This is a genomic window from Limnohabitans sp. Rim8 (assembly GCF_945869175.1).
Lineage (GTDB): Bacteria > Pseudomonadota > Gammaproteobacteria > Burkholderiales > Burkholderiaceae_C > Limnohabitans_A.
Genome location: NZ_CAMBNZ010000043.1, coordinates 1 through 22,273, shown reverse-complemented (window position 1 = coordinate 22,273; position 22,273 = coordinate 1). Strand labels below are relative to the sequence as shown.

25 protein-coding genes and 1 pseudogene are annotated in these 22,273 nt (G+C 54.7%); 17 read left to right on the top strand and 9 right to left on the bottom strand.

The genetic code is table 11. The features are described 5' to 3' along the window. The 6 genes from Q0O19_RS08215 to hpaR form a co-directional block, all read right to left on the bottom strand. Positions 1-377: 5-carboxymethyl-2-hydroxymuconate isomerase (locus tag Q0O19_RS08215; RefSeq protein ID WP_295521753.1), on the bottom strand; the 377-nt coding region annotated here is incomplete at its 3' end. Between the two features lie 16 nt (positions 378-393). Next, entirely contained in the window at positions 394-1,320 is a 927-nt protein-coding gene (hpaD, locus tag Q0O19_RS08210; RefSeq protein WP_295521750.1) for a 3,4-dihydroxyphenylacetate 2,3-dioxygenase, read from the bottom strand. 36 nt (positions 1,321-1,356) lie between these two features. Next, positions 1,357-2,826 carry a 5-carboxymethyl-2-hydroxymuconate semialdehyde dehydrogenase gene (gene hpaE, locus Q0O19_RS08205; protein ID WP_295521746.1) on the bottom strand — a complete coding sequence of 490 codons (1,470 nt, stop codon included), beginning with the start codon at positions 2,824-2,826 and terminating at the stop codon, positions 1,357-1,359. Continuing rightward, positions 2,823-3,593 (bottom strand): fumarylacetoacetate hydrolase family protein, encoded by a 771-nt coding sequence (locus tag Q0O19_RS08200; protein ID WP_295521743.1) that lies wholly within the window; start codon positions 3,591-3,593, stop codon positions 2,823-2,825. Before Q0O19_RS08200 ends, hpaE begins: the two co-directional genes overlap by 4 nt. Continuing rightward, positions 3,590-4,234, bottom strand: coding sequence for a fumarylacetoacetate hydrolase family protein (locus tag Q0O19_RS08195; protein WP_295521740.1), 645 nt, complete (start codon positions 4,232-4,234; stop codon positions 3,590-3,592). The genes Q0O19_RS08200 and Q0O19_RS08195 overlap by 4 nt, the downstream gene beginning before the upstream one ends. Continuing rightward, positions 4,231-4,722 (bottom strand): homoprotocatechuate degradation operon regulator HpaR, encoded by a 492-nt coding sequence (gene hpaR, locus Q0O19_RS08190; RefSeq protein WP_295521738.1) that lies wholly within the window; start codon positions 4,720-4,722, stop codon positions 4,231-4,233. Before hpaR ends, Q0O19_RS08195 begins: the two co-directional genes overlap by 4 nt. Positions 4,723-4,868: 146 nt before the next feature. Between hpaR and Q0O19_RS08185 the strand changes: the two genes are divergently transcribed. The 8 genes from Q0O19_RS08185 to Q0O19_RS08150 are packed head-to-tail and all read left to right on the top strand — an operon-like array spanning position 4,869 to position 11,871. Beyond that, complete coding sequence (locus Q0O19_RS08185; RefSeq protein ID WP_295521735.1) at positions 4,869-5,921, top strand: nitronate monooxygenase; 1,053 nt, start codon at positions 4,869-4,871, stop codon at positions 5,919-5,921. A gap of 55 nt (positions 5,922-5,976) precedes the next feature. Beyond that, positions 5,977-7,362: a DNA repair protein RadA gene (gene radA, locus Q0O19_RS08180; RefSeq protein ID WP_295521732.1), complete on the top strand. Its 1,386-nt coding sequence runs from the start codon at positions 5,977-5,979 to the stop codon at positions 7,360-7,362. A gap of 31 nt (positions 7,363-7,393) precedes the next feature. After that, on the top strand, positions 7,394-7,795 hold the full coding sequence (locus tag Q0O19_RS08175) for a glycerate kinase (RefSeq protein WP_295521729.1): 402 nt from the start codon (positions 7,394-7,396) through the stop codon (positions 7,793-7,795). Positions 7,796-7,841: 46 nt separating this feature from the next. Then, the gene (locus Q0O19_RS08170) at positions 7,842-8,792 is read left to right on the top strand and encodes a branched-chain amino acid transaminase (protein ID WP_295521726.1); all 951 of its coding nucleotides are present in this window, start codon (positions 7,842-7,844) and stop codon (positions 8,790-8,792) included. Positions 8,793-8,805: 13 nt separating this feature from the next. Further along, entirely contained in the window at positions 8,806-9,012 is a 207-nt protein-coding gene (locus Q0O19_RS08165; RefSeq protein ID WP_295521723.1) for a zinc-finger domain-containing protein, read from the top strand. Positions 9,013-9,064: 52 nt separating this feature from the next. Next, the gene (locus tag Q0O19_RS08160; RefSeq protein ID WP_295521720.1) at positions 9,065-9,856 is read left to right on the top strand and encodes a glycosyltransferase family 2 protein; all 792 of its coding nucleotides are present in this window, start codon (positions 9,065-9,067) and stop codon (positions 9,854-9,856) included. A 53-nt stretch (positions 9,857-9,909) separates the two neighbouring features. After that, entirely contained in the window at positions 9,910-10,605 is a 696-nt protein-coding gene (locus tag Q0O19_RS08155) for a glycosyltransferase family 2 protein (RefSeq protein ID WP_295521717.1), read from the top strand. A 30-nt stretch (positions 10,606-10,635) separates the two neighbouring features. Continuing rightward, positions 10,636-11,871 carry an O-antigen ligase gene (locus tag Q0O19_RS08150; protein WP_295521714.1) on the top strand — a complete coding sequence of 412 codons (1,236 nt, stop codon included), beginning with the start codon at positions 10,636-10,638 and terminating at the stop codon, positions 11,869-11,871. 25 nt (positions 11,872-11,896) lie between these two features. On the opposite strand, the gene Q0O19_RS08145 is transcribed toward Q0O19_RS08150, so the two are convergent. After that, a complete protein-coding gene (locus Q0O19_RS08145) occupies positions 11,897-13,273 on the bottom strand; it encodes an AmpG family muropeptide MFS transporter (RefSeq protein WP_295521711.1) in 1,377 nt (458 codons plus the stop codon). Positions 13,274-13,346: 73 nt separating this feature from the next. Between Q0O19_RS08145 and Q0O19_RS08140 the strand changes: the two genes are divergently transcribed. Continuing rightward, on the top strand, positions 13,347-14,213 hold the full coding sequence (locus Q0O19_RS08140; RefSeq protein ID WP_295521708.1) for a M48 family metallopeptidase: 867 nt from the start codon (positions 13,347-13,349) through the stop codon (positions 14,211-14,213). A gap of 55 nt (positions 14,214-14,268) precedes the next feature. Here the strand turns inward: Q0O19_RS08140 and Q0O19_RS08135 are convergent, their stop codons facing one another. Then, a complete protein-coding gene (locus Q0O19_RS08135) occupies positions 14,269-14,910 on the bottom strand; it encodes an MBL fold metallo-hydrolase (protein ID WP_295521705.1) in 642 nt (213 codons plus the stop codon). A gap of 109 nt (positions 14,911-15,019) precedes the next feature. Here Q0O19_RS08135 and Q0O19_RS08130 point away from each other — a divergent pair. The 3 genes and pseudogenes from Q0O19_RS08130 (at position 15,020) to Q0O19_RS08120 (ending at position 16,460) form a co-directional block, all read left to right on the top strand. After that, a pseudogene (locus Q0O19_RS08130) lies at positions 15,020-15,225 on the top strand (glycine zipper 2TM domain-containing protein). A gap of 9 nt (positions 15,226-15,234) precedes the next feature. Next, positions 15,235-15,381, top strand: a complete 147-nt coding sequence (locus Q0O19_RS08125; RefSeq protein WP_295521703.1) for a lmo0937 family membrane protein — start codon at positions 15,235-15,237, stop codon at positions 15,379-15,381. 263 nt (positions 15,382-15,644) lie between these two features. Next, positions 15,645-16,460, top strand: coding sequence for an SAM-dependent methyltransferase (locus Q0O19_RS08120; protein WP_295521700.1), 816 nt, complete (start codon positions 15,645-15,647; stop codon positions 16,458-16,460). Between the two features lie 18 nt (positions 16,461-16,478). On the opposite strand, the gene Q0O19_RS08115 is transcribed toward Q0O19_RS08120, so the two are convergent. Beyond that, the gene (locus Q0O19_RS08115; protein WP_295521697.1) at positions 16,479-17,282 is read right to left on the bottom strand and encodes an exodeoxyribonuclease III; all 804 of its coding nucleotides are present in this window, start codon (positions 17,280-17,282) and stop codon (positions 16,479-16,481) included. On the opposite strand from Q0O19_RS08115, the gene pyrE reads away from it, so the two are divergent. The 5 genes from pyrE (at position 17,281) to Q0O19_RS14010 (ending at position 21,785) form a co-directional block, all read left to right on the top strand. Continuing rightward, complete coding sequence (gene pyrE, locus Q0O19_RS08110) at positions 17,281-17,985, top strand: orotate phosphoribosyltransferase (RefSeq protein ID WP_295521694.1); 705 nt, start codon at positions 17,281-17,283, stop codon at positions 17,983-17,985. The genes Q0O19_RS08115 and pyrE overlap by 2 nt on opposite strands. A gap of 189 nt (positions 17,986-18,174) precedes the next feature. After that, on the top strand, positions 18,175-18,648 hold the full coding sequence (locus Q0O19_RS08105; protein WP_295521757.1) for a C40 family peptidase: 474 nt from the start codon (positions 18,175-18,177) through the stop codon (positions 18,646-18,648). Positions 18,649-18,829: 181 nt separating this feature from the next. After that, positions 18,830-20,494 (top strand): hypothetical protein, encoded by a 1,665-nt coding sequence (locus Q0O19_RS08100; RefSeq protein ID WP_295521692.1) that lies wholly within the window; start codon positions 18,830-18,832, stop codon positions 20,492-20,494. A 3-nt stretch (positions 20,495-20,497) separates the two neighbouring features. Further along, entirely contained in the window at positions 20,498-21,424 is a 927-nt protein-coding gene (locus tag Q0O19_RS08095; RefSeq protein WP_295521688.1) for a glycosyltransferase family 2 protein, read from the top strand. Beyond that, positions 21,417-21,785, top strand: coding sequence for a GtrA family protein (locus Q0O19_RS14010; RefSeq protein ID WP_366939052.1), 369 nt, complete (start codon positions 21,417-21,419; stop codon positions 21,783-21,785). Before Q0O19_RS08095 ends, Q0O19_RS14010 begins: the two co-directional genes overlap by 8 nt. Positions 21,786-22,273: the final 488 nt, after the last annotated feature.

Genomic DNA, 22,273 nt, shown 5'->3' with positions numbered 1-22,273 from the left:
TGGCCCACGTCGATTTGGAGCGTGATGCCAATGTGGCGCTGCGCCATGACGGGGGCAAAAAAGGCTTTGGCCACTTCGAGCAGGGTTTGCCCGGCGCGTTGCTGCGTCGCCTCGCTGCGGCCACGGCCCATGCGCACATTCAGGTACACAAATGCGTAATCGCCAGTCCCCCCTGCTTGGCGCCCAGCTGCGCCGCCATCGGCTACCGCGTAATGCGGCGCAGGGTAGGCCAGGACTCGCGTACCGCCCGTGGGAAAGACCTGTTTGTTCTCTTCGTCTTTCACGGTGAGCATGGCATCTGCCATCTGTCGGCACAGGGTGGTCATATTGACCTCACTGTCGAGCTGACCGGTGTAGAGGATCACGAGATGGGGCATATCGACCTCACAACATTCAAAGACGGGTGCTGATGGCGGTGTAGCCCTCAGCACGGCTGGCCACTGCCGGCGGTACTTTGGCGCCGTCCTGCGGTGTGACTTCAAAAATCGCGTTGAGTTGCCCCGTGCCGCTGGCCCCAAAGTAGGGGGTCACCATGTCCACCGCACCTTCGTAGCCGGTCCAACCCAAAGCGCCCATCAGCATGGCGGTGTCGTGCATGAAGCCTTCGCCGTGGCCTTTGCTCGCGTACTCGGGCAGCATCTCGCAAAACGCTTTCCACTCGCGGTTGCCCCACATCTGCAAGACCTGCTTGTCAAGCTGCTCCAGAAAAGGGCTCCAAATCTTGTGTGCAAATTCCGGCGCCAAACCGTTTTGTGCAAAACGGTGTGAGAGCGAGCCGCTGGCCAGAAACGCCACTTTGCCGTCGTAATGCTTTTCAACCGCCTCGCGCATGGCCCATCCCAAGCGGGCACTGTCGTTGAGGTAATGCACCATGCACAAGGCCGAGACCGAGACCACCTTGAAGTGCTGATCGTCGTTCATGTAGCGCAGGGGCACCAGCGTGCCGTACTCGGGGTCGAGTGTGGTGTTGTCGTGTGCCAGTGTTTCCACGCCTTGCGCGTTCGCCACTTGGGCGAGCAGATGCCCCAGTTCGGGGTTGCCCGGTGACTCAAACGCCATGTGGTGAATGAAGTGCGGCAGCTCGTTGCTGGTGTAGCTGCCCTTGAAGTGCGGCGCGCAATTGATGTGGTAATTCGCGTTGACCAGCCAGTGGGTGTCAAACACCACCAGCGTGTCCACACCCAGGGCGCGGCAGCGCCGACTGATCTCTTTGTGGCCATCGATGGCGCTTTGGCGCGTGCCAAAGCGGGGGCCTGGAATCTCACTCAGGTACATGCTGGGCACGTGGGTGATTTTGGCGGCCAATGCGAGCTTACCCATGGCGTTTGCCTTTGAAGTTGTCGAGTTGTTGCATGGTCAAACCCCCCAATGCGGAATATGGTGGCCGCCCAGGCTGACCGCCACGTTTTTGGGCTCACAAAACACTTCGTAGCTCCAGGTGCCCCCTTCGCGGCCAGTGCCGCTGGCCTTGGTGCCACCAAAAGGTTGTCTCAGGTCGCGCACATTCTGGCTGTTGACGAAACACATGCCCGCCTCTACCGCAGCGGCCACGCGGTGCGCTTTGCCCAGGTTTTCGGTCCAGACATAGCTCGACAGGCCATATTCAATGTCATTGGCTTTTTCAATGGCGTCGGCCTCGTCCTTGAAGGGGATCAAGCAGGCCACGGGACCGAATATTTCTTCTTGCGCAATGCGCATGCGGTTGTCGACGTCGGCAAAAACGGTGGGCCAGACGAAGTTGCCGTTTTGCACATGGGCAGGCAAGTTGGCTGCATAGCCCGGCCGGTCCAGACCACCACACAACATCGTTGCACCCTCCTTGGGGCCGAGTTCGATGTAGCTGCGCACCTTGGCCAGATGGGCTTGGCTGATCATGGGGCCGACGATGGTTTTTTCATCCAGCGGGTCGCCCACGGTGATGCGTTTGGCACGCTCGGCAAATTGGGCGGCAAAGTCGGCGTAAATGCTTTGTTGCACCAGGATGCGGCTGCCTGCGGTGCAGCGCTCGCCGTTGTTGCTGAAAATCATGAAGATGGCGGCATCCAGCGCACGGTCCAGGTCGGCGTCTTCAAAAATCACAAAGGGGCTCTTGCCACCAAGCTCCATGCTGAACTTCTTGAGGCCCGCGCTTTGCACGATGCGGTTGCCGGTGACGGTGGAGCCGGTGAAGCTGATGGCCCGCACATCGCGGTGCGAGACCAAGGGCTCGCCCGCTTCTTTGCCGTAGCCGTGCACCAGGTTGAGCACGCCAGCGGGCACACCGGCTTCGAGCGCCAGCTCGCCCAAACGCGCAGCGCTCATGGGTGAAAGTTCGCTCATCTTCAGCACGGCGGTGTTGCCAAAGGCCAGACAGGGCGCGACCTTCCAGGTAGCGGTCATGAAGGGCACGTTCCAGGGGCTAATCAGCGCGCACACGCCCACCGGGTGGAACAGCGTGTAGTTCAGGTGCGTGGGCGTGGGGTAGGTGTGGCCGTCCACGCGGGTGCACATCTCGGCAAAGTAATGGAAGTTGTCGGCCGCACGCGGCACCAATTGCTTGCCGGTCTGGCTGATGGTCTGGCCGCAGTCCCGGGTCTCGGTTGCCGCAATCTCGGGCACGTGCTGGGTGATCAGGTCACCCAGCTTGCGCATGATTTTCGCGCGTTCGGTCGCGGGTGTAGCGGCCCATTGGGGGAAAGCGGCTTTGGCGGCTGCGACGGCTGCGTTGACTTGCGCCTCACCACCCAAAGCGACTTCGGCCAGCACCTCTTGGGTGGCGGGGTTGACGGATTCAAAGTAGTCGCTGCCCGCGACGCTTTGGCCATTGATCAGGTGGTCGATTTTCATGGGTTGGCTTTCACGATGGTATTGGTCAATGCGCCGATGCCTTCAATTTCGGTGACGATCACATCGCCGGGTTGGCAATCGACGATGCCGTCGGGCGTGCCGGTCAAGATCAGATCGCCGGGCTTGAGCGTCATGAAGCTGCTGAAGTACTCGATCAGCGTAGGCACATCAAAAATCATGTCAGCAGTGCTGCCGCTTTGCGTGACTTTTCCGTTCACCTTGGTTTGAAGCTTGAGGGCCATGGGGTTGGGCACATCCGCGGCGTCCACCAGCCAGGGGCCGATCGGCGTGCAGGTGTCGCGGTTTTTCACGCGCAGGTTGGGGCGGTACCAGTTTTCCAGGTAGTCGCGGATGGCGTAGTCGTTGGCCACGGTGTAACCGGCGATGAAGTCATACGCATCGGATTTCTTCACGCGGCGGGCGGTGCGGCCCACCACCACGGCCAACTCGCACTCGTAGTGCATGTACTTCACGTTGGCGGGGCGCTTCGTGAAGGCCTTGTGGCCGATCAGCGAGGCTTCTCCTTTCATGAAAGCCAGCGGCTCTTTGGGCGCCTTGAAGGCGAGCTCCTTGGCGTGGTCGGCGTAATTCAAGCCCAACGCGATCACCGTACGCGCTTGCGACACCGGTTGGAGCGGCGGCAGCCAGACGACATCGTCCAAAGCGACAAGGCAGCCCTTGTGCGGGCCTTGGGTGATGCGCAAACGACCGTCGTCTTCAACGGCTTGCTGGATGGCGCCGGACCAGGCGATGCGTGCGTGTTTCATGCCTGAGCCTTCACTTGGGTGGTCACCGTGTCGAACCCGGGCGCAGAAATCTCGACCCGATCCCCCGCTTTAGCGCGTGGTCTTGTGCCATCGGGCATGCAATCGGTCCCAACCATCAGCACATCGCCGGACTGCAAGGTCATGAATTCGTCCACATCGGCCAGCAGTGTGGGCAAGTCGCGCATCAGATCGCTGAGTTGAACGGTTTGCACCACCTTCCCATTGACCCGCACTTGAAGCTGCAAGGCAGCCCAATCCTGCACCTGACCGGGCGTCACCTGCTGCGGTAATGCCAGAAAACCATCGCGGCAGCGAAACTTGACCGGCGGGCGGTAATAACTCGCATGCGGCACAGACCAGTCGCCCAGCAACACAGCGGCTGCGACCTGGCCGTCCTCTCCAATCACCAGGCCCAGCGTTGCGCCGATGTCGACTTCGGTCACACCATCTTGCAGCAACAGGTCTTGCCCAGCAGGACTGAAGGTGTTGGCGGTCTTGACGTAGAGCACGGGCGCTTGCGGCGCAGCTTTGTGCGGGTCTTGCGTCATGCGTGGAGACCACAGGTCCCATTCGCGACGGAAGTTGAGCAACGTGCCATACACCGTGCCGTTTGGCTGCCATGTCGGGGTCCAGGGGGTCATCGTTCTTCTTCCTCGGCCAGCTCTTCTGGCGTTTCAATTTCGGGCGTTTCGAGTGCGATCACCTCGTCGAGCAGGGCATAAAGTTGGCCCAGCTTGGCCTTGCCCAGTTGTTGCTCCATCCAGCTGTAGTGCGCCTCGATGGTCTGCGACAGCGCCTGCACCTTCTCCAGGCCCAGCGCGGTCGCGCGCACCACGGTGCGGCGGGCGTCTTGCGGACAACGCGCGCGCTCGATCAAGCCATCACGCTCCATGCGCGAGAGCACGCCGGTCAAACTGGGCCCAAGCAAATAAGCATCCCGGGCGACGCGGCCGGTTTCCGTGCCCGCCGGGTCATGGGCTTGCTCGCCCAGCACACGCAGCACGCGCCACTGCTGGTCAGACAGGCCATGCTCGCGCAGACTCGGGCGGGTATGGGCCATCACGGCCTCACGGGCTTGGAGCAGCAGGCGAGGCAAATTGCGGTGAACGAAGGCGGTGGATGGGCTCATTTATTTAACATGTTAAATGAATGAGCACCTCTTTTCATCCGGGTTTGTACTGAGGGGCAGGGGATACCTCCTGCATTTGAGTGCAGACGATGTGCTTTTCTTTAAGATGCGCCTGTCTCCCTTTGAATGGCTTCAGCCTGCACCCCATGTCCATCCATACCTTGCTGTCCAGCCTGCGCGCACCAATTGTCCAAGCGCCCATGGCGGGCGCTCAAAACCACCGCCTTTGCTTGGCCGTTTCCGAAGCCGGTGGTTTGGGCTCATTGCCCGCCGCCATGCTCAGCTCGCAAGACCTGCAAACGGAACTGATGGCCTTGAAGGCGGGGACCCATGCGCCTTACAACGTCAACTTTTTTTGCCACACCCCGCCCTTGCCTGACCCAGCGCGAGATGCCCGTTGGCAGCAGACCTTGGCCCCGTATTACCGCGAACTGGGTCTGGATGCGGACAGCATCCCATCGGGCCCAGGGCGTGTGCCCTTCAACCATGACAGCGCCGATGTGCTGGAGGCCTTCAAGCCCGCAGTGGTCAGTTTTCACTTCGGCTTGCCCACACCCGATTTGCTGGCACGGGTGAAGGGCTGGGGCAGTTGGGTCATGTCGTCTGCCACCACGGTGCAAGAGGCGTTGTGGCTGCAAGCGCAAGGTGTGGACGCCATCATCGCCCAAGGCCTGGAAGCCGGTGGGCACCGGGGCATGTTCCTGACCGATGACCTGAGCACCCAAATCGGCACCTTCGCACTGTTGCCCCAAATCGTGAATGTGGTGCGTGTGCCCGTGATCGCAGCAGGCGGCATCGCAACGACTCAGGGCGTTGCGGCGGCCAGGCAGATGGGCGCATCTGGCGTTCAAATCGGTACAGCCTATTTGTGCAGCCACGAGGCCACCACCAGCGCTTTGCACCGAGCAGCGCTGCAATCGCCTGCGGCGCAGCACACGGCCCTCACCAACCTGTTCAGCGGTCGCCCGGCACGTGGCATCGTCAACCGCGTCATGCGCGAATTGGGCGCCCTGAGTCAGCAGGCGCCTGCTTTTCCGTTGGCCACCGCCGGCATCGCGCCCTTGCGGGCCGCAGCAGAGGCGCAAGGCCTGAGCGATTTCACGCCCCTGTGGTCGGGTCAAAACGCAGCCAGCGTCCAAAACATCAGCGCCACCGACATCACACGGGACTTCATCAGCGCATGGCAAGCAGCCGATTGAAAATTTGTGGGCCTGCATGCACCGAACGGGACAGGGCCAAAGGCACAATCCCTCCATGGCCAAAGACAAATCGATATTCACCTGCACCGAGTGCGGTGGCACCAGCGCCCGCTGGATGGGCAAATGCCCCAGCTGCAACGCTTGGAACACCCTGATCGAAGGCTCGGCCGAGCCCGCTGGTGGCAAAAATCGCTTTGGCTCGGTGCACGCCTCACTGGCGCCCACTTCGGAGGTCTTGCCGCTGGCGCAAATCGAAGCGGCAGACTTTGAACGCCATCCCACCGGCATCGACGAACTCGACCGCGTGCTGGGTGGCGGCATGGTCGAAGGTGGGGTGGTGCTGATCGGTGGCGATCCGGGCATCGGCAAATCCACTTTGTTGTTACAAGCGGTAGATGCATTGCAACGCAGCGGCATGAGCACTTTGTATGTGACAGGCGAAGAAAGCGGGGCACAAGTGGCCATGCGTTCGCGCAGGCTGGGCCTGCCCGACTCGCAAGTGCCGGTGCTCCCCGAGATCCAGCTTGAAAAAATATTACACACCTTGCAGGCGCGCCAACCGGGCATCGCCATCATCGACTCGATCCAGACTGTGTATTCGGACCAACTGACCAGCGCCCCGGGCTCGGTGGCGCAAGTCCGGGAATGCGCCGCGCACCTCACGCGCACCGCCAAATCGACCGGCACCACCATCGTGCTGGTGGGCCATGTGACCAAAGAAGGGGCCTTGGCCGGGCCCCGCGTGCTGGAGCACATGGTGGACACGGTGCTGTACTTTGAAGGCGACACCCACTCGAACTTTCGGCTGATCCGTGCCATCAAGAACCGCTTTGGAGCGGTGAACGAAATTGGCGTATTTGCCATGACGGAAAAGGGCCTCAAAGGGGTAAGCAACCCGAGCGCCATCTTTTTGAGCCAACACGCTGAGCCGGTTCCTGGCAGCTGCGTCATGGTCACTTTAGAGGGCACACGGCCTTTGTTGGTGGAAATACAGGCGCTGGTGGACAGCGGTGGTCCCAGCCCACGGCGTCTGTCCGTGGGTCTGGACCGGGACCGGCTGGCCATGCTGCTGGCGGTGTTGCACCGCCATGCGGGTGTGGCCTGCATGGACCAGGACGTGTTTGTCAACGCGGTGGGCGGCGTGCGCATCAGCGAGCCGGCCGCTGACTTGGCCGTGATGCTGGCGATCACCAGCAGCCTGCGCGGCAAAGCCCTGCCCAAAGGCTTCATTGCCTTTGGCGAGGTGGGCCTGGCAGGCGAAGTGCGCCCGGCCCCCCGCGGTCAAGACCGATTGAAAGAAGCGGCCAAGCTGGGCTTCAAAGTGGCGGTGGTCCCCAAGGCCAATGCGCCCAAGAAGCACGACAAGTCGTTTGAGGGCTTGACCATCTACCCGGTCGAGCGCATCGAAGAGGCCATGCAGGTCGTGCGGGGACTGGACTGAGCCCTGGGCAGTCAAGGCACAATCGGCCCCCATGAATTTCAACAAAATACTGGCCCCTCTGGTCATTGTGGGTTTCACTGTCGGTGCCTGGCAAGCCTTTCAATGGGCAGGCATTGCCTTGGCGGCAGGCGGCGTGGTGATGTGGATCTTGCTGCACTTCACCCGCATGGTGACCATTTTGAAAAAGGCCGCCAACCGGCCCATTGGCCATGTGGCCAGCGCCGTGATGCTCAACGCCAGGCTGCAAAAAGGGGCCACCTTGATGCATGTGATTGCGATGACACGGTCTTTGGGGTTGCTGTTGAGTGAAAAAGACACCCAACCCGAGGTCTATACCTGGACGGACACCAGCCAATCGGTGGTGACCTGTACTTTTGTAGGCGGCAAGTTGACCGAATGGGCACTGGTACGCCCCGAAGTGCCAAACCCTTAAAATCTTCCCCATCCTGCCAATTGCAGCTTCTTTAAAGGACACTTTCATGAGCGTTGTCATCCCTTCCATGTCCGACCGCGACGGCAAAATCTGGATGGACGGCCAGATGGTCGATTGGCGCGATGCCAAGATCCATGTGCTCAGCCACACCTTGCACTACGGCTGTGGTGCCTTCGAAGGCGTGCGCGCTTACAAAACAGAGCAAGGCACGGCCATCTTTCGCCTCCAAGAGCACACCGAACGCCTGTTCAACAGCGCCAAGATCTTGCGCATGGCCATCCCTTTCTCGCAAGCGCAGGTCAATGAGGCCCAGCGCGATGTGGTGCGCGAAAACCATCTGGAAAGCGGTTACATCCGCCCCTTGACCTGGATTGGCGACAAAAAGTTGGGCGTCAGCCCCAAGGGCAACACCATCCACCTGATGGTGGCCGCCTGGACCTGGGGCGCGTATCTGGGCGAAGAAGGCTTGAAGCGCGGCATCCGCGTGAAGACCTCCAGCTACACCCGCCACCACGTCAACATCACCATGACACAAGCCAAGGCGGTGAGCAACTACACCAACTCCATCTTGGCCAACATGGAAGTGACCGACGAAGGTTACGACGAAGCCCTGTTGCTGGACACCTCGGGCTTTGTGTCTGAAGGCGCTGGTGAAAACATCTTTGTGGTGAAAAATGGCGTGATTTACACGCCCGACTTGTCGGCTGGCGCCTTGAACGGCATCACCCGCAACACCGTTTTCCACATCGCCAAGGACTTGGGCCTGGAGATCGTTCAAAAGCGTATCACGCGCGACGAGGTTTACATCGCCGACGAAGCCTTCTTCACCGGTACGGCCGCTGAAGTCACCCCCATTCGCGAACTTGACCGCATCGAGTTGGGCAAAGACGGCTATGTGGGCAGCCGTGGCCCCATCACCGAAAAGATCCAATCGGCGTTCTTTGACATTGTCAATGGACGCAACCCTAAATACGCACACTGGCTGACCTTGGTTTGAGGAACACACCCCCATGAACACCCAAGCTGTCGAACTGCTGGCAACCGACCTGAACCCCCAAGGCGGTGTGTTTTGCCCCAGCCCCAAAGCCGATATGAAACTGTGGAACAGCCACCCCAAGGTGTATCTGGACGTGGCCAAAAATGGCCACGCCAAGTGTCCTTATTGCGGCACGGTTTACCAATTGAAAGCCGGGGAGGTGGTGGGTCACCACCACTGAACAAACACGGGCCCGGCAACGGGCTCGTGGTTTTTCAACCCCAGCCACGCCCATGATCGCCCCCGCCAACAGCCCCAGTCTTTGCATTGGCATCCTGACGCTGAATGAAGAAAATCGGATCGTTCAGTGCATCCGAAGCGCACATTTCGCAGACCAGATCCTGGTCATCGACAGCGGCAGCCATGACCAAACACAGGCTCTGGCCCTCGAAGCTGGCGCCGATGTGCACAACTACCCTGACTGGCAAGGCTTTGCCGAACAGCGCAACCGCCTGCTCATGCATTGCCGGTGTGATTTCATCTTTTTTCTGGACGCCGATGAAGAAATCACACCCGCACTCGAGAAAGAAATACGGCAAGCAGTGCAGGCTGGCGACGATGTGATTTGGGAAGTGATGTGGGATCAGGTCGCGTATGGCCGGGCTCTGAGCCTGATGAAAACCACAGGCGGTGTGCAACGCATGTTCCGAAGCGCCAGCATTGACCGATTTGAAGGGGTGGTGCACGAAGGCGCCACCATGAAAGCGGGCCCATTGCCTGTGCGCACGTTCAAGGCGCGCTTGTTGCACCATTCGCGCGAAACCATTTACGGCAGCATCCAAAAGTTGGCCCAGTACGCGCAACTGGGTGCAGCCAAACGGGCCCAAAAGGGCAAGACCGGAGGGATTTTGCGCGGTTTCGCCTCCGGATTGGCCAGCTTCATTCAACTCTACATTTTCAGACGCGGTTTTCTGTGTGGGCCGGAGGGTTTTCTTTACTGCCTTTTTGTGGCCTTGGAAGCCTTCTTCCGATACGCCATGCTGCGCTATGACCGCGCGCACCTGCACAAGATCGTCAAGCGCTGATGCCACCCCAGTCTGCGGCACCCTCGCAAGTGGATGGCAACAAAGGACACGCCATGGAACTTGTCACCTTGTGCTTGACCATTGGAAAGCGCCCAGACCTGCTAAAAAGAACTTTAGACAGCCTGCTTGCAAGCGTTGAATTCAAGCAAATCATCGCGATCAACGATTTCCGGGATGACGCCACGAATGAGATGTTCAAGCGACTTTGCCCACAGGGACAACTGATCAGCCCCGATCACCAACTTGGCCACCACAAAGCGGTTGACCACATGTATCGGCTCATCTCAACACCCTATGTCTTTCATTGCGAAGATGACTGGGTGTTCGACGAAACGATCGATCTGCACAGCGCCATGCTGCTGCTTGAGGCCAATGCGAACATCAGCCAAGTGTGTCTGCGCAAAGTGGCCGACTTTCACATGCCAGAGGATGCCCGTGCGCAGATCCTAGACTGCGAAGAAAATGGCCACCACTACCACCGATTGGACAAACTGCATGCCCAATGGCACGGCTTCACATTCAACCCCCACTTGGCCAAATTGGATGTTTGGAAACAATTGGGCGGATTCGCGCCATTTAAAAAAGAACGCCACATTTCCAGGCACATCCGGTCCCAAGGTGGCTTCACGGCTTACATGTTTCCGGGCTGCTGCGAACACATTGGCGAACGCCAAAGTGTGAGCCCCAGTGCCGCCAACCCGACAGGCTTGCGCTTATGGCGCAAAAAACTCAAACGGTTTTTCATGTGATTCGCATGTAGAAAATTTTACGGTCATGGGATGACACGCCATTTTTTTGAACTGACACTGCTGGCTGCATTGGGGCTTTCATCGCTCTACAGCAAAGCCATTGGACTGGCTTGGGTGCTGCTCATTCTGGCCGGGACATGGGAATGGGTACAAAACCACAGGGGTCTTCGCCCCAACGCCAGTGAGACCTTGCTCAAGGCTTGGCTGTGGATCACACTGGCCGCATTGCTGGCCAAGACCATCCCCATGGTGTATTGGACAGACCCCTGGGGTGAGCGACATGGTGAACTTCGTCTGTTCCTGGGTGCCTTGGCTCTCTATGCACTGGCCAGATGGCAAGGTTTGAAGCGAGAGGCACTGTCCAGCATCGCCTACGCTTTGTCCATCAGCAGTGCGGCTGGCTTGATCTGGGTTGTCATGTACGGACGGGAGAACCTGTCCACACACCCCATTCCCTGGGCAGGTTCAATAGCCATGACCAGCGCAGTCTTGCTGGCTTTGTCACTCAAGACAGACTTTGCAGTGAAGCACAGGCGCATCTGGTTCACAGGTGGTCTGTTGGCGGTGATGGCCGTGCTGTCCAGTCAAAGCCGTGGTGCATTCGGCATTGTTCTTTGGTGGATTGTGGTCTGCGTTCACCACTTCGTGGCCAAGCGAAAGTATGCAAAGACGACCCCGCCCATCACAGGCCAAGCGTTCACACGTCGGGCTTTGATCGTCATCGCATGGTTGGTGGGTTTGGCACTGATGAGTCAGAGCCCTGTATTCCAGCGTCCTTTGGAATCCATCAGGCAGGCTTCCCATGAAATATCGGTATCTCAGCAATCTGTCGAAAAAGGCGCGAACAGCTCGGTGGGTGCCCGAATTTATTTATGGCAACAAAGTTGGACGGCCATCCAAATGTCGCCCTGGATCGGATATGGCCATGACGGCCGCAAAGAGAAATTGGCCGAATGGGCAGAAATGTCAGGCTCGACCACCATCAAACATCTTGGCCATGTCCACAACGAATACCTGAACCAGCTGCTGGACCATGGCTTACCCGGGCTGCTCAGTCAAATGTTCTACATCGTCGGTCTGGTTGGGTTGAGCTGGAAGCTGCACAAGCACCATCAAACCGCATCGGCCCTTGCCGTGGCCGGCATCTGTTTCGTGCACATGAGCTGCAGCATGTCGAACGTGAATTTTGCACACAACCAATACACCACTTCGCTGTCGGTGCTGATCAGCATCAGCCTTTGGATGAGCACCCTGCGACCGCGTTGAATTTTGGCTCAAGCGAGCTTGGGTATCACGTTTCGCTGGCGCCCATTTGAGGCGCGACGAGCGGGTGCACCCGCGCCGCCAGTGCCACCAACACCAACACAGGCAAGCCCAACCAAGCCGTGGCAGTGAAAAAACTGGCGTAGCCATGGGCATCGACAAAATCGCCCGAAAAGCCTGCAATGAACTTGGGCAGCAGCAGCATCATGGAGCTGAGCAAGGCGTATTGGGTGGCCGAATAGCTGATGTTGGTGAGCGAGGACAAATAGGCAATGAACGCGGCAGTCGCAATGCCGCTGGCCAGGTTGTCGGCCGAGATGACCCAGACCAGGGCCTGCACATCGTGCCCCAAACCGCTGAGCCAGACAAACAGCAAATTGCTGGCGGCACTGAGCACAGCGCCCAGCATGAGCACGCGCATGACGCCCCATCGCGCGGACATCACCCCCCCAACAAACGCACCCACCAAGGTCATGATCACGCCATACACCTTGGTCACGCTGGCCACTTCGGTCTTGGTGAAACCCATGTCCACATAAAACGGGTTGGCCATGATGCCCATCACCACATCGCTGATGCGGTAAACAGCGATCAAGGCCAGCAACAGCACCGCCTGCCAGCGGTAACGCCGCCAAAAATCAACAAAGGGCTCGACCACCGCGCCCTGGAGCCACTCAGCCACGTTGCGCGCAGGCGCAAAGGGCGCAGGCACCGGCTCGGGCGAGGCCAGCACCACCCACATGCCCGGCAGCATGCTCAGCGCCATGACCAGGTAAGCCACTTGCCAAGCCGACTGGGCATACCCTGTCGCCTGCTCGCCTTGCGCCCAGGCAGCGATCCACAACACGCCCGCCCCGGCCCAGATCATGGCCAGGCGGTAGCCTGTTTGGTAGCTGGCCGCCAAAGCCGCTTGGGCGTTGACCTCGGCCGATTCGATGCGGTAGGCGTCCAAAGCAATGTCCTGCGTGGCCGAGGCCACCGCCACGGCCAGCGCACAGGCCACCAAAGGGCCCAGCAGTTGAGAAGGATCGTTCAGGGCCATGCCCACCAACCCACCCGCAATGACGAGCTGCGACAACAACAACCAACTGCGTCTGCGGCCCAAATGACGCGTGAGCAAAGGAATCGGCATGCGGTCAACCAAAGGGGCCCACATCCATTTCACGCCATACGCCAAACCGACCCAGCTGAGGTAACCGATGGTGCTGCGGTCAATCCCCGCCTCGCGCAAACGGAAGCTGAGCGTGCCCAGCACCAACAACAAGGGCAGCCCTGCAGCAAAGCCCAAGGCCAGCATGCGCAGGCTGGCCGGTTGAACATACAGGCGCAGGGCATCGCGCCAAGATGGCACCGGACTTGGCACTGGCGCATCGGCAGGGCTTGAAGGAGTGGTGTGATTGGCCATACCCTCATTATCGACGGAGGACCGCAGGTCACATCCAACTCGAAGTGCCCCCATTCGATATCATTGACCCACCATGTGCTTGATTTGCAACTTCAAAACCTCTCCTGTTGGCCCGGAGTCCGGCGCCATCTCAACGCCGCGTTGGCAAGCGCGACGCGCTTTCCTGCTGGCTGCAGGTGCGACAGCGGCAACCGGCGCTTTGGCGCAAGTGGAGGTGGGTTCATCTTCAAGTTTGCGCAAACTGGTACCTGCTGAAACGCTGGAAAACTCGGCACGTCAGCAGTACACACAGGTGCTGGCCGAAGCCAGAGCCAAGGGTGCCTTGGCACAAGATGACCATCCTCAGCTGCAGCGTTTGCACGCCATTGCGCAAAGACTCATTCCCCACACCGCGCCTTGGAACCCACGCTCGAGAGACTGGAAGTGGCAAGTCAACCTGATTGGCAGCAAACAGGTCAACGCCTGGTGCATGCCAGGTGGAAAAATTGCTTTTTACACCGGCATCTTGGACCAGCTGAAGCTGAACGACGACGAAGTGGCCATGATCATGGGGCACGAGATGGCACACGCCCTGCGAGAACATGCCCGCGAGCGATTGGCCAAAAGCCAAGCCACCAACATCGGCCTGTCGATTGCATCGCAACTTCTGGGTTTGGGCCAACTGGGGGACGTGGCCGCCAACTTGGGCACCCAACTGCTCACGCTCAAATACAGCCGCGATGACGAAACCGAATCGGATTTGGTGGGGCTTGAAATTGCTTCGCGCGGTGGCTACAAACCCGAAGCCAGCGTGAGCCTTTGGCAAAAAATGCAAGCGGCCAGCGGCAATGGCAGTCCCTCGTTTTTGTCGACACACCCCAGTGGTGCCAACCGCATCGAAGAACTTCAAGCCAATCTGCCGAAGGTTCAACACCTGTACGAAAAAGCGCGACGGGGTTGAGCCGTTGATCGGCTGATCTTGATGCCATGCCCAGCTGGGTCAGCCACTGGCCCAGTCACTTGTCCCGAACATACGGATTACTCTGCCGCTCACGACCAAACGTACTCTCGGGTCCATGGCCAGGAATGAAGACAGTGTCGTGTCCCATGGGCCACAAGCGCTGGGTGATGCTGGCGATCAAGTCGTCGTGGTTGCCTTGCGGAAAGTCGGTGCGTCCAATGCTGCCAGCAAACAGCACATCGCCCACAAAAGCACGCTTGATCTCTGGCGAATAAAACACCACATGGCCAGGCGTGTGGCCAGGGCAATGGCGAACTTGCAAGGTGTGCGCCCCCAGCGAAACGGTGTCGCCATCGGCCAACCAACGTGTGGGATGAAAAACCCGTGCCGGTGGAAAGCCATAAGCCGCCGCGGCCTGAGGCAAACCATCGATCCAGAACTGATCTGCCGGATGGGGCCCGATGATGGGCAAACCACCCATTTGTTCGGCCAAGTCGGCCGTGCCCGAAGCGTGGTCCAAATGGCCATGGGTGATCCATATCTGCTCGAGCTTCAAGCCATTTCGCCGCACCACGTCCAAGATCAAATCCAGGTCACCGCCCGGGTCCACAACGGCGGCCTGACGACTTTGATCGTCCCAAATGAGCGAACAATTTTGTTCAAAGGGCGTGACAGGAATGGTTTGGTATTGAAGCATGTGGGAATTATAGAAAAGGCAACGTCGAATCGGACAGCCTTCACCGTCTGTGTGCCTTGGGCCACAAACCTTTGTGCACAAATCTTTTACCTTCGTCCATCTGAGTAGGTTGATCCGAACCACCAACACCGCCCTGCTTGTCCTCGTCGGTCTGTTCATCACCGCTTGCGCGGGGATGACACAGCAAGAAAAAAAACCGCCATGGGTGCGGGCGTCGGGGCTGTCGGTGGCGCCATCCTGACCGGCGGCAGCACGACGGGCACATTGGGCGGCGCCGCAGTGGGCGGTGTGATTGGCCATGAAATCAAGAAATAGGCGGACGCCATGATTGAAACACTGGCCGTTGTCTTGGTGCTGTTGTGGCTGTTGGGCCTTGTCTCGTCCTACACCATGGGCGGCTTGATCCACGTCTTGCTGGTTGTGGCCATCGTGGTGATCTTGGTGCGTGTGATCCAAGGACGCCGTCTCTGACAAAAGGGGGGCCTACATTTCATTTTTCGTGTGCCAGATCAACCGTTGGCGCAGGAAGAGGGTCATGATGGTAGATTATTTTGGCTATTTTTTAGCCTGTCGTCGTCGGATGCTTTGCATGGTTTGGGCCATCACCCCTTGCGACACGAGCAATACCCAACAGGGCGCCCAAGTTTTTTTGGCATAAGTGCTTTCTGTTGAATCCGTTGACGATGAAGGTCGTATCCATCTTCCATCCAAGCGCAGCCCATGACCGTGCGTTGATGCACACAGACACTGCTATTTCGCTGATCGAGCAAGGTGTACAGTCAGATCAGTCAGCGCCATTGAAATTCGGTTATTGCGCTGCAACGATTGCCCTTTTGCAACCCATCTCTCCCGGCTACCTGACCAAACAGGAAAGCATTGCGGTGTTGGGCGTGGACGACTTGCTCATCCGCTCCCTGCTCGACAAAAACCAGTTCCATGACCCGATGGATGAGGCCCTGAATTTGGGCATTTCATCGGCCACTTGGCCATTGTTTGGATTGCTTTGGCCTTCGGGTCAGCGCCTGGCCGAACGCATGGCCCTTCGGCCCGTGACCCGTGAGCGCATTTTGGAAATTGGCTGCGGATTGGCTCTGTCCAGTTTGATTGCGCACCGACGCGGTGCCAACGTCACGGCCAGTGACTGTCACCCGCTCACACATGCTTTTTTAGATGAAAACACCCGTCTGAACGGCTTGCCTCCGATGGACTATCGCCATGGTTTATGGGGCATCGCCGCCTTGCGCGAAGACGGCTTACCTGTGCTGACATCGGCCCAAGACGCCAGTGTGAGCGGGCTGTTTGAGTTGATTGTGGGCAGCGACATTCTCTATGAGCGCGACGACGAAGGCACTCTGGCCCACTTCATTGACGCCCATGCGGCAAAGACTTCAGAAATCTGGGTGGTAGACCCCAACCGGGGGAACCGCGCGGCGTTTCACAAACACATGGCACGTGTGGGCTTTTCCATGCATGAAAAAATTCTGGACCAACTGGCTCACAATGACCAAGCCGCTTACAAAGGCCGCATGCTCACCTACACACGCGGCTGAGCGCGAGACGCCAAACGGTCAGAGCAAACCTTCATACACGATGGTCACGGGCGCGTGGTCCGAAAACTTTTCTCCCTTGTAAATGTGCTCCGTGCGGGCCTTTTCGGCCACAGCGGGTGTGGCCAAGTGGTAGTCCAAACGCCACCCCACATTGTTGGTATAGGCTTGGCCCCGGTTGCTCCACCAGGTGTAGCAATCGTCGGTGGTTTCGGGTCTCAAGTGGCGATACACATCCACCATGCCGCCTTCTGTCGTCAGCTGGGTCATCCAGGCGCGTTCTTCCGGTAAAAAACCGCTGTTCTTGAGGTTTCCTTTCCAGTTCTTGAGGTCCGCCTGTTGGTGGGCAATGTTCACGTCGCTGCAGACAATGAAGTCGCGCTCGGCCTTGAGCGCCATGAGGTGCGGGTACATCTTGTTCAGAAAACGGAATTTGGCCTCTTGTCTCTCTGGGCCTGACGAACCACTGGGAAAGTAAACGCTGATGATCGACATTTTGCGCGCAGGCGTATCGAAACGCGTTTCCAAATAACGGCCTTCGGCGTCGAACTCGCCGCCATCAAAACCCACCACCACATCGCTGGGTTCGTGGCGGGTGTAGACACCCACACCCGAGTAACCTTTCTTTTCGGCAAAGTGAAAGTGGCCCTTTAAGCCAGCGAGTTCTTCGAACTTGCCCTCCACATCTGGGGCTTGTGCTTTGACCTCTTGCACGCAAATACAATCAGGCTTTTCTTGCGCCAGCCAAGCTGCGACCCCTTTGGTCGTCGCCGAACGGATGCCGTTGAGGTTGAGGCTGGTGAGTTTGAACAAGGATTTCTCCATGGTGACAGGCAAGGCAAGCAGCGCCGAGATGCAGGCGCTCGCTCAGGAATTTGTGCAGTTTGCGGTCGATTCAGGCGTCCTGCGCTTTGGCGAATTCAAGACCAAAGCTGGCCGCATGAGCCCTTACTTTTTCAACGCCGGGCTGTTTGACGATGGAGCCAAGCTCAGCCGACTTGCACAATTCTATGCAAAAGCCCTGTTGGCCAGTAGCATCGAATTCGACATGATCTTTGGCCCCGCCTACAAGGGCATCCCTTTGGGCGCGGCCGTGGCCATCGAGTTGGCTCGACTGGGCAAGAATGTGCCGTTCGCCTACAACCGGAAAGAAGCCAAGGACCATGGTGAAGGCGGATCTCTGGTGGGCGCGCCGCTCAAGGGACGCGTGCTGATCGTGGACGACGTGATGAGCGCGGGCACTGCTGCTCGCGAGTCGATTGCACTCATCGAAGCGGCAGGGGCCACACCCCATGCGATGGCCATTGCTCTGGACCGCCAGGAAATGGCCACCGAAAAACAAGCCGACGGTTCGGTCTTGGACGTGCCGCACAGTGCTGTTCAATATGTACGCCATACGCTGGGCATGAGCGTGTGCTGCATCGCCCAACTGTCAGACCTGCTGGCTTATTTATCCGCCCAGACCGGCAATGAAGTGGGCATGCACTTACCCAAAGTCCAAGCATACAGAGACCGCTACGGAGTTTGAAGCGCTATATCTCTAAGGTGGTTTTGAGCGCCACAGAGACTCGCTGTGCCAAAGCGTTATTGGCTTGTTATCATCGCCCTCCCATGCATCAATATCCCAACCGTGATTTTTAGGGCTTTTTCAGTGGCCGCCTGCTTGTTGCTGGCCGCCTCACTCACCTTTGCAGCCCCTGAAGACGCACAGGTGCCGATGGACAAGCGTGCCAACGAAACAGTTAACCTGATCATGCTGGGTGACCAGGTCAAAACCACGGTCGGCGAAAAAACCAACCAGATGTTGGGCAAAGCCATGACGCTTCTCGGCGTTCCCTACAAACGCGGTGGGTCTTCGTCCGATACTGGCTTTGATTGCAGCGGTTTTGTGCGTCACATTTACGAAACCTCTGTGGGGCGATTGTTACCGCGTCGCGCCGACGAACAAGCCAAATCAACTGAAAAGATTGATCGCAATGAGCTCAATCCTGGCGATTTGGTTTTCTTCAACACCATGCGCCGAACTTTCAGCCATGTGGGCATTTACATTGGAGATGGCAAATTCATCCATGCCCCCAGCGCAGGAAAGGCGGTGCGGGTGGATGACCTGCGAGCAGCTTATTGGACCAAACGCTTCACAGGTGCACGTCGGGTTCAAGAGACGCTAACGTCAGACCCCACAACACCTTGACCGGGGTGTTCACAACAAAGAAGCCACCATGAAGGAGGCAACGTTGCGTTTGGTGCGGCTGGCGAGGATCGAACCCACGACCCTTGGCCTCTGCTTTGCTTCGGAGATCCCGACCTCTGTTGTCCCAGAGTTTTTATAGGCGTCCATTGTTTAGCATCTATCGACTCATCTCTCTAGCGCTATGAATTTCAATCACATATCTCTAAAATACTTGTTATTTTTAACCCTGATATTTATTGGTTTTAATCAACACCTTTTCAATGCAAATTGGCGGTGGGATGACTCACAAATACTTCTACACGCCTATAACACCAGTATATTTGATAATTTTACAAACCCAGAAATTTGGAGAAAATTTTCATCAAATAATTTAACCCCTTGGTTAATTTTAAGCTTTAAAATTGATTATTTAATATTTGGATTGAATCCTCTTGGTTTTTACTGCCATCATTTATTATCGTTGGTATTTTTATCTTATTTAATGATTCATCTGTCCAATGAATTGACAAATCATTTCAAATCAGGATTTTTATGTTTTATTTTATTTATATCTGGTGCCCCGCTCTATGCAGTGACCGAGCAGTTAATGACAAGGCATTATATTGAGGGTATGATTTTTTGCCTGCTCTCAATCATATTCAGCATCAAATTTACCAATACCAAAGAAAACAAGTTCATTGTATATTCTTTATTTTTTTATGTAATAGCAACCTTATGCAAAGAAATTTACGTCCCACTCATTGTTATTTTAATTTTAATTTACTGGAACAATAAAACATTAAATTATAAAATTTTTCTTTCTCATTTTACAGTAGGGTTGGCTTATACAGCTTGGCGTCTGTACATGCTACCATCTGCAATTGGAGGTTACTCTACTGGAAACCCCAGCAATGGCATTGATTTTGAAAAGTATTTCAGCGGATATTTAAAAATACCTGAACTCATTTTTGGGGAATTATGGCAAATTCCTTCATTTGCGATTTTATTATTATCCATTATTTATCTATTTAAAAAACCGTCGCGCATCATTTTTATTTCGGTCACTTTGATTTCATTACTTCTGCCACTCGCCCCCTTAATGAATCACCCAGGAATCAATTATCCCGACAGATATTTATTTGCTTTTTGGGCTTTTGCAAGCTTATTTATAACCGTATCAATATTTAACTTCTTGGTATTTTTTAAAAAAAATATCGGCAAAATTATTTTCATGATTTTTTGTCTGCTAACACTTCCATTGTCAGCCAAGCAGTCACATAAATTTAGAGCTGATACCATTTTAATTGGACAAGAATTTGATGCCCACGCTAAATTCATCATAGAAAATAAAAGCATGGTCAACCTATTTCCTAGTAAAACTGTACTTGATTCAGGTTGGTTTATTGCTGGACTATTTGATTTAAAAAGCAATATTTTAAAAAGTGAAAATAATATTAAAATAATTATTGATGGATTTTTCATCAACGATATCAAGGATCAATTCTGGATTTATAGTCTAGAGTGTCAATGTATTGAAGACAAATCTTTTGACCTTGTAAATATCAAAAAGAGATTTGAAAGTTCTTTACGTCCGGATGAACCGCTATTCATAAATTTAAAAATATCAAAGGCTCCTGATCGGGTTGATTGGTATTTCGGGCCCTACTCAGTTGGATCGTATGAAATACTGCTTCCGGAAAGTTACGGAGTAATTAAGTTTAGAAGACAAGGGTCTTTAAATATTCAAATTGATCCCCATAAAGACATGAATATCATTCTCAAGTATACTGACCCCACAGGATGGTCTACTTACTCTCCCTTATTAAAAGCTGGTACAGTCACACCTAATTTAAATTGGAAAAGATAATTTATGTTGATTTCAATCATTATTCCAGTTTTCAATGAATCTGAAAATCTTCCTTTTTTACACAATAGGCTGATTTCAACATTGAAAAAAATATCGCATCCCTACGAATTGATTTACATCAATGATGGCAGCAGTGATTCTTCTTTCGTGGTATTGAAAGAACTCCTTATTCCTGAAATGAAAATCATAGATTTCTCTAGGAATTTTGGTAAAGAGGCGGCATTGAGCGCCGGACTTGTGCATGCATTTGGTGATGTAGTGATTCCTATTGATGCAGACTTACAGCACCCACCTGAACTTATTGAAGAAATGGTTTATGTTCATTTAAAAGGTTGGGACGTTGTTTTTGCTTCTAGAATAGACCGTAAAAATGATGGTTTTTTAAGAGGTAAATTAACCAATTACTTTTATAAAATAAATGACTCAATGACTGAACACCCTCTGCCATTGAATTCAGGAGATTTTAGATTGATGAGCCGCAAAGTTGTTGATGCTATCAACTCACTTCCTGAAAAAAATAGATTCATGAAGGGCATTTACAGCTGGGTCGGCTTCAAAACAGTCAATATTTCATATGAAGTTGCCCCTAGGCTTAAGGGTGCAACTTCATTTACTTTAATGAGTTTATATAAACTAGCAATTAATGGTCTATTCAATTTTACCACCCTACCTTTAAAAATTTGGACATATATAGGCCTATCTGTTGCTTCATTTTCTTTTTTGTATTCAATTTTAATTTTAATCAAAACACTTGTTTTCGGCGTTGACACCCCTGGATATGCATCTACCATAATTGCCGTATTGTTTATGGGTGGTATTCAATTAATTGGCATTGGAGTTTTGGGCGAGTATATTTCACTTATATTCACCGAAACCAAACAACGCCCAGCTTATATTATCAGAGAATTTATCAATAATAATAATGATTAAATTAAGTATATCTAAATTTTTCTTGGTTGGTATTTTTAACACAAGTTTAAATTTTTTATTTATTTACATTCTCACTGGATTGGCTGGAATTAATGTTATTATCTCATCCTCTTCGTCTTTCCTATTGGTTAATTTAATATCTTATTTTATTAATTCTTTTTTTGTTTTCGATCAAGCACTTAAAATTCATCTTTACTTTAGATTTTTGATCGCCTCTCTTTTTAGTTTCGTCATCACCTTGGCAGTTAATTCCTTTTTTTATATTCTTGATTTCCATTATTTAGTGGCGACTTTTTTTTGCATTTTCATTATTCCTTTTTTCACATTTTTTACACATCAAAAGTGGACTTGGAAACAATAATTCATTTCTTACGCAAATACTTTGGTGAAGAATGCGAAAGCAACAGCGGGACCGCAACATTGAGTCGGTCAAAGTGTCGTCCTCCCAAAGCAGCAGACTAATGCTGTTGTCAAAACGAAAGAGGCGCAAAGAAGTTAGGCGCGCCTCAATCAAGTGATCGGAAGACCTTGCAAGCCACGATGTTCAAGGTCCAACTCAAGCGAACCTCAGAGGGGCGCGACATCCTAATCACGGCCGCAGTGAACTCAGTTCAGGGATAGACAACGGATGATTCCATTTCTGAACCGTCAATTTGATTGTCGGCTTGGTGAGTTTTTCCACATATTAAATAGATTTTTGTATTTTGTAATCACCATACTATCAAAAATCACAGATTTATGGCAAAATTACCTTATCAATTTTTATAAATCAAATCGCCTGGCTTAGAGTCATCATGGGAAAAATTACTGGCACCAACAACGGTGAACGATTTGACGGCACAAAGGCTG

What these genes read in the sequence shown, in the direction of transcription:
- hpaD (WP_295521750.1), bottom strand. Translation starts at nt 1,320, where the DNA reads ATGGGTAAGCTCGCATTGGCCGCCAAAATCACCCACGTGCCCAGCATG.
- Q0O19_RS08120 (WP_295521700.1), top strand. Translation starts at nt 15,645, where the DNA reads ATGCACACAGACACTGCTATTTCGCTGATCGAGCAAGGTGTACAGTCA.
- Q0O19_RS08145 (WP_295521711.1), bottom strand. Translation starts at nt 13,273, where the DNA reads ATGGCCAATCACACCACTCCTTCAAGCCCTGCCGATGCGCCAGTGCCA.
- Q0O19_RS08095 (WP_295521688.1), top strand. Translation starts at nt 20,498, where the DNA reads ATGTTGATTTCAATCATTATTCCAGTTTTCAATGAATCTGAAAATCTT.
- Q0O19_RS08115 (WP_295521697.1), bottom strand. Translation starts at nt 17,282, where the DNA reads ATGGAGAAATCCTTGTTCAAACTCACCAGCCTCAACCTCAACGGCATC.
- pyrE (WP_295521694.1), top strand. Translation starts at nt 17,281, where the DNA reads ATGGTGACAGGCAAGGCAAGCAGCGCCGAGATGCAGGCGCTCGCTCAG.
- Q0O19_RS08100 (WP_295521692.1), top strand. Translation starts at nt 18,830, where the DNA reads ATGAATTTCAATCACATATCTCTAAAATACTTGTTATTTTTAACCCTG.
- Q0O19_RS08195 (WP_295521740.1), bottom strand. Translation starts at nt 4,234, where the DNA reads ATGACCCCCTGGACCCCGACATGGCAGCCAAACGGCACGGTGTATGGC.
- Q0O19_RS08160 (WP_295521720.1), top strand. Translation starts at nt 9,065, where the DNA reads ATGATCGCCCCCGCCAACAGCCCCAGTCTTTGCATTGGCATCCTGACG.
- Q0O19_RS08135 (WP_295521705.1), bottom strand. Translation starts at nt 14,910, where the DNA reads ATGCTTCAATACCAAACCATTCCTGTCACGCCCTTTGAACAAAATTGT.
- Q0O19_RS08200 (WP_295521743.1), bottom strand. Translation starts at nt 3,593, where the DNA reads ATGAAACACGCACGCATCGCCTGGTCCGGCGCCATCCAGCAAGCCGTT.
- Q0O19_RS08125 (WP_295521703.1), top strand. Translation starts at nt 15,235, where the DNA reads ATGATTGAAACACTGGCCGTTGTCTTGGTGCTGTTGTGGCTGTTGGGC.
- Q0O19_RS08165 (WP_295521723.1), top strand. Translation starts at nt 8,806, where the DNA reads ATGAACACCCAAGCTGTCGAACTGCTGGCAACCGACCTGAACCCCCAA.
- Q0O19_RS08140 (WP_295521708.1), top strand. Translation starts at nt 13,347, where the DNA reads ATGTGCTTGATTTGCAACTTCAAAACCTCTCCTGTTGGCCCGGAGTCC.
- Q0O19_RS08170 (WP_295521726.1), top strand. Translation starts at nt 7,842, where the DNA reads ATGAGCGTTGTCATCCCTTCCATGTCCGACCGCGACGGCAAAATCTGG.
- hpaE (WP_295521746.1), bottom strand. Translation starts at nt 2,826, where the DNA reads ATGAAAATCGACCACCTGATCAATGGCCAAAGCGTCGCGGGCAGCGAC.
- Q0O19_RS08175 (WP_295521729.1), top strand. Translation starts at nt 7,394, where the DNA reads ATGAATTTCAACAAAATACTGGCCCCTCTGGTCATTGTGGGTTTCACT.
- Q0O19_RS08185 (WP_295521735.1), top strand. Translation starts at nt 4,869, where the DNA reads ATGTCCATCCATACCTTGCTGTCCAGCCTGCGCGCACCAATTGTCCAA.
- Q0O19_RS08105 (WP_295521757.1), top strand. Translation starts at nt 18,175, where the DNA reads ATGGACAAGCGTGCCAACGAAACAGTTAACCTGATCATGCTGGGTGAC.
- Q0O19_RS08155 (WP_295521717.1), top strand. Translation starts at nt 9,910, where the DNA reads ATGGAACTTGTCACCTTGTGCTTGACCATTGGAAAGCGCCCAGACCTG.
- Q0O19_RS14010 (WP_366939052.1), top strand. Translation starts at nt 21,417, where the DNA reads ATGATTAAATTAAGTATATCTAAATTTTTCTTGGTTGGTATTTTTAAC.
- hpaR (WP_295521738.1), bottom strand. Translation starts at nt 4,722, where the DNA reads ATGAGCCCATCCACCGCCTTCGTTCACCGCAATTTGCCTCGCCTGCTG.
- Q0O19_RS08150 (WP_295521714.1), top strand. Translation starts at nt 10,636, where the DNA reads ATGACACGCCATTTTTTTGAACTGACACTGCTGGCTGCATTGGGGCTT.
- radA (WP_295521732.1), top strand. Translation starts at nt 5,977, where the DNA reads ATGGCCAAAGACAAATCGATATTCACCTGCACCGAGTGCGGTGGCACC.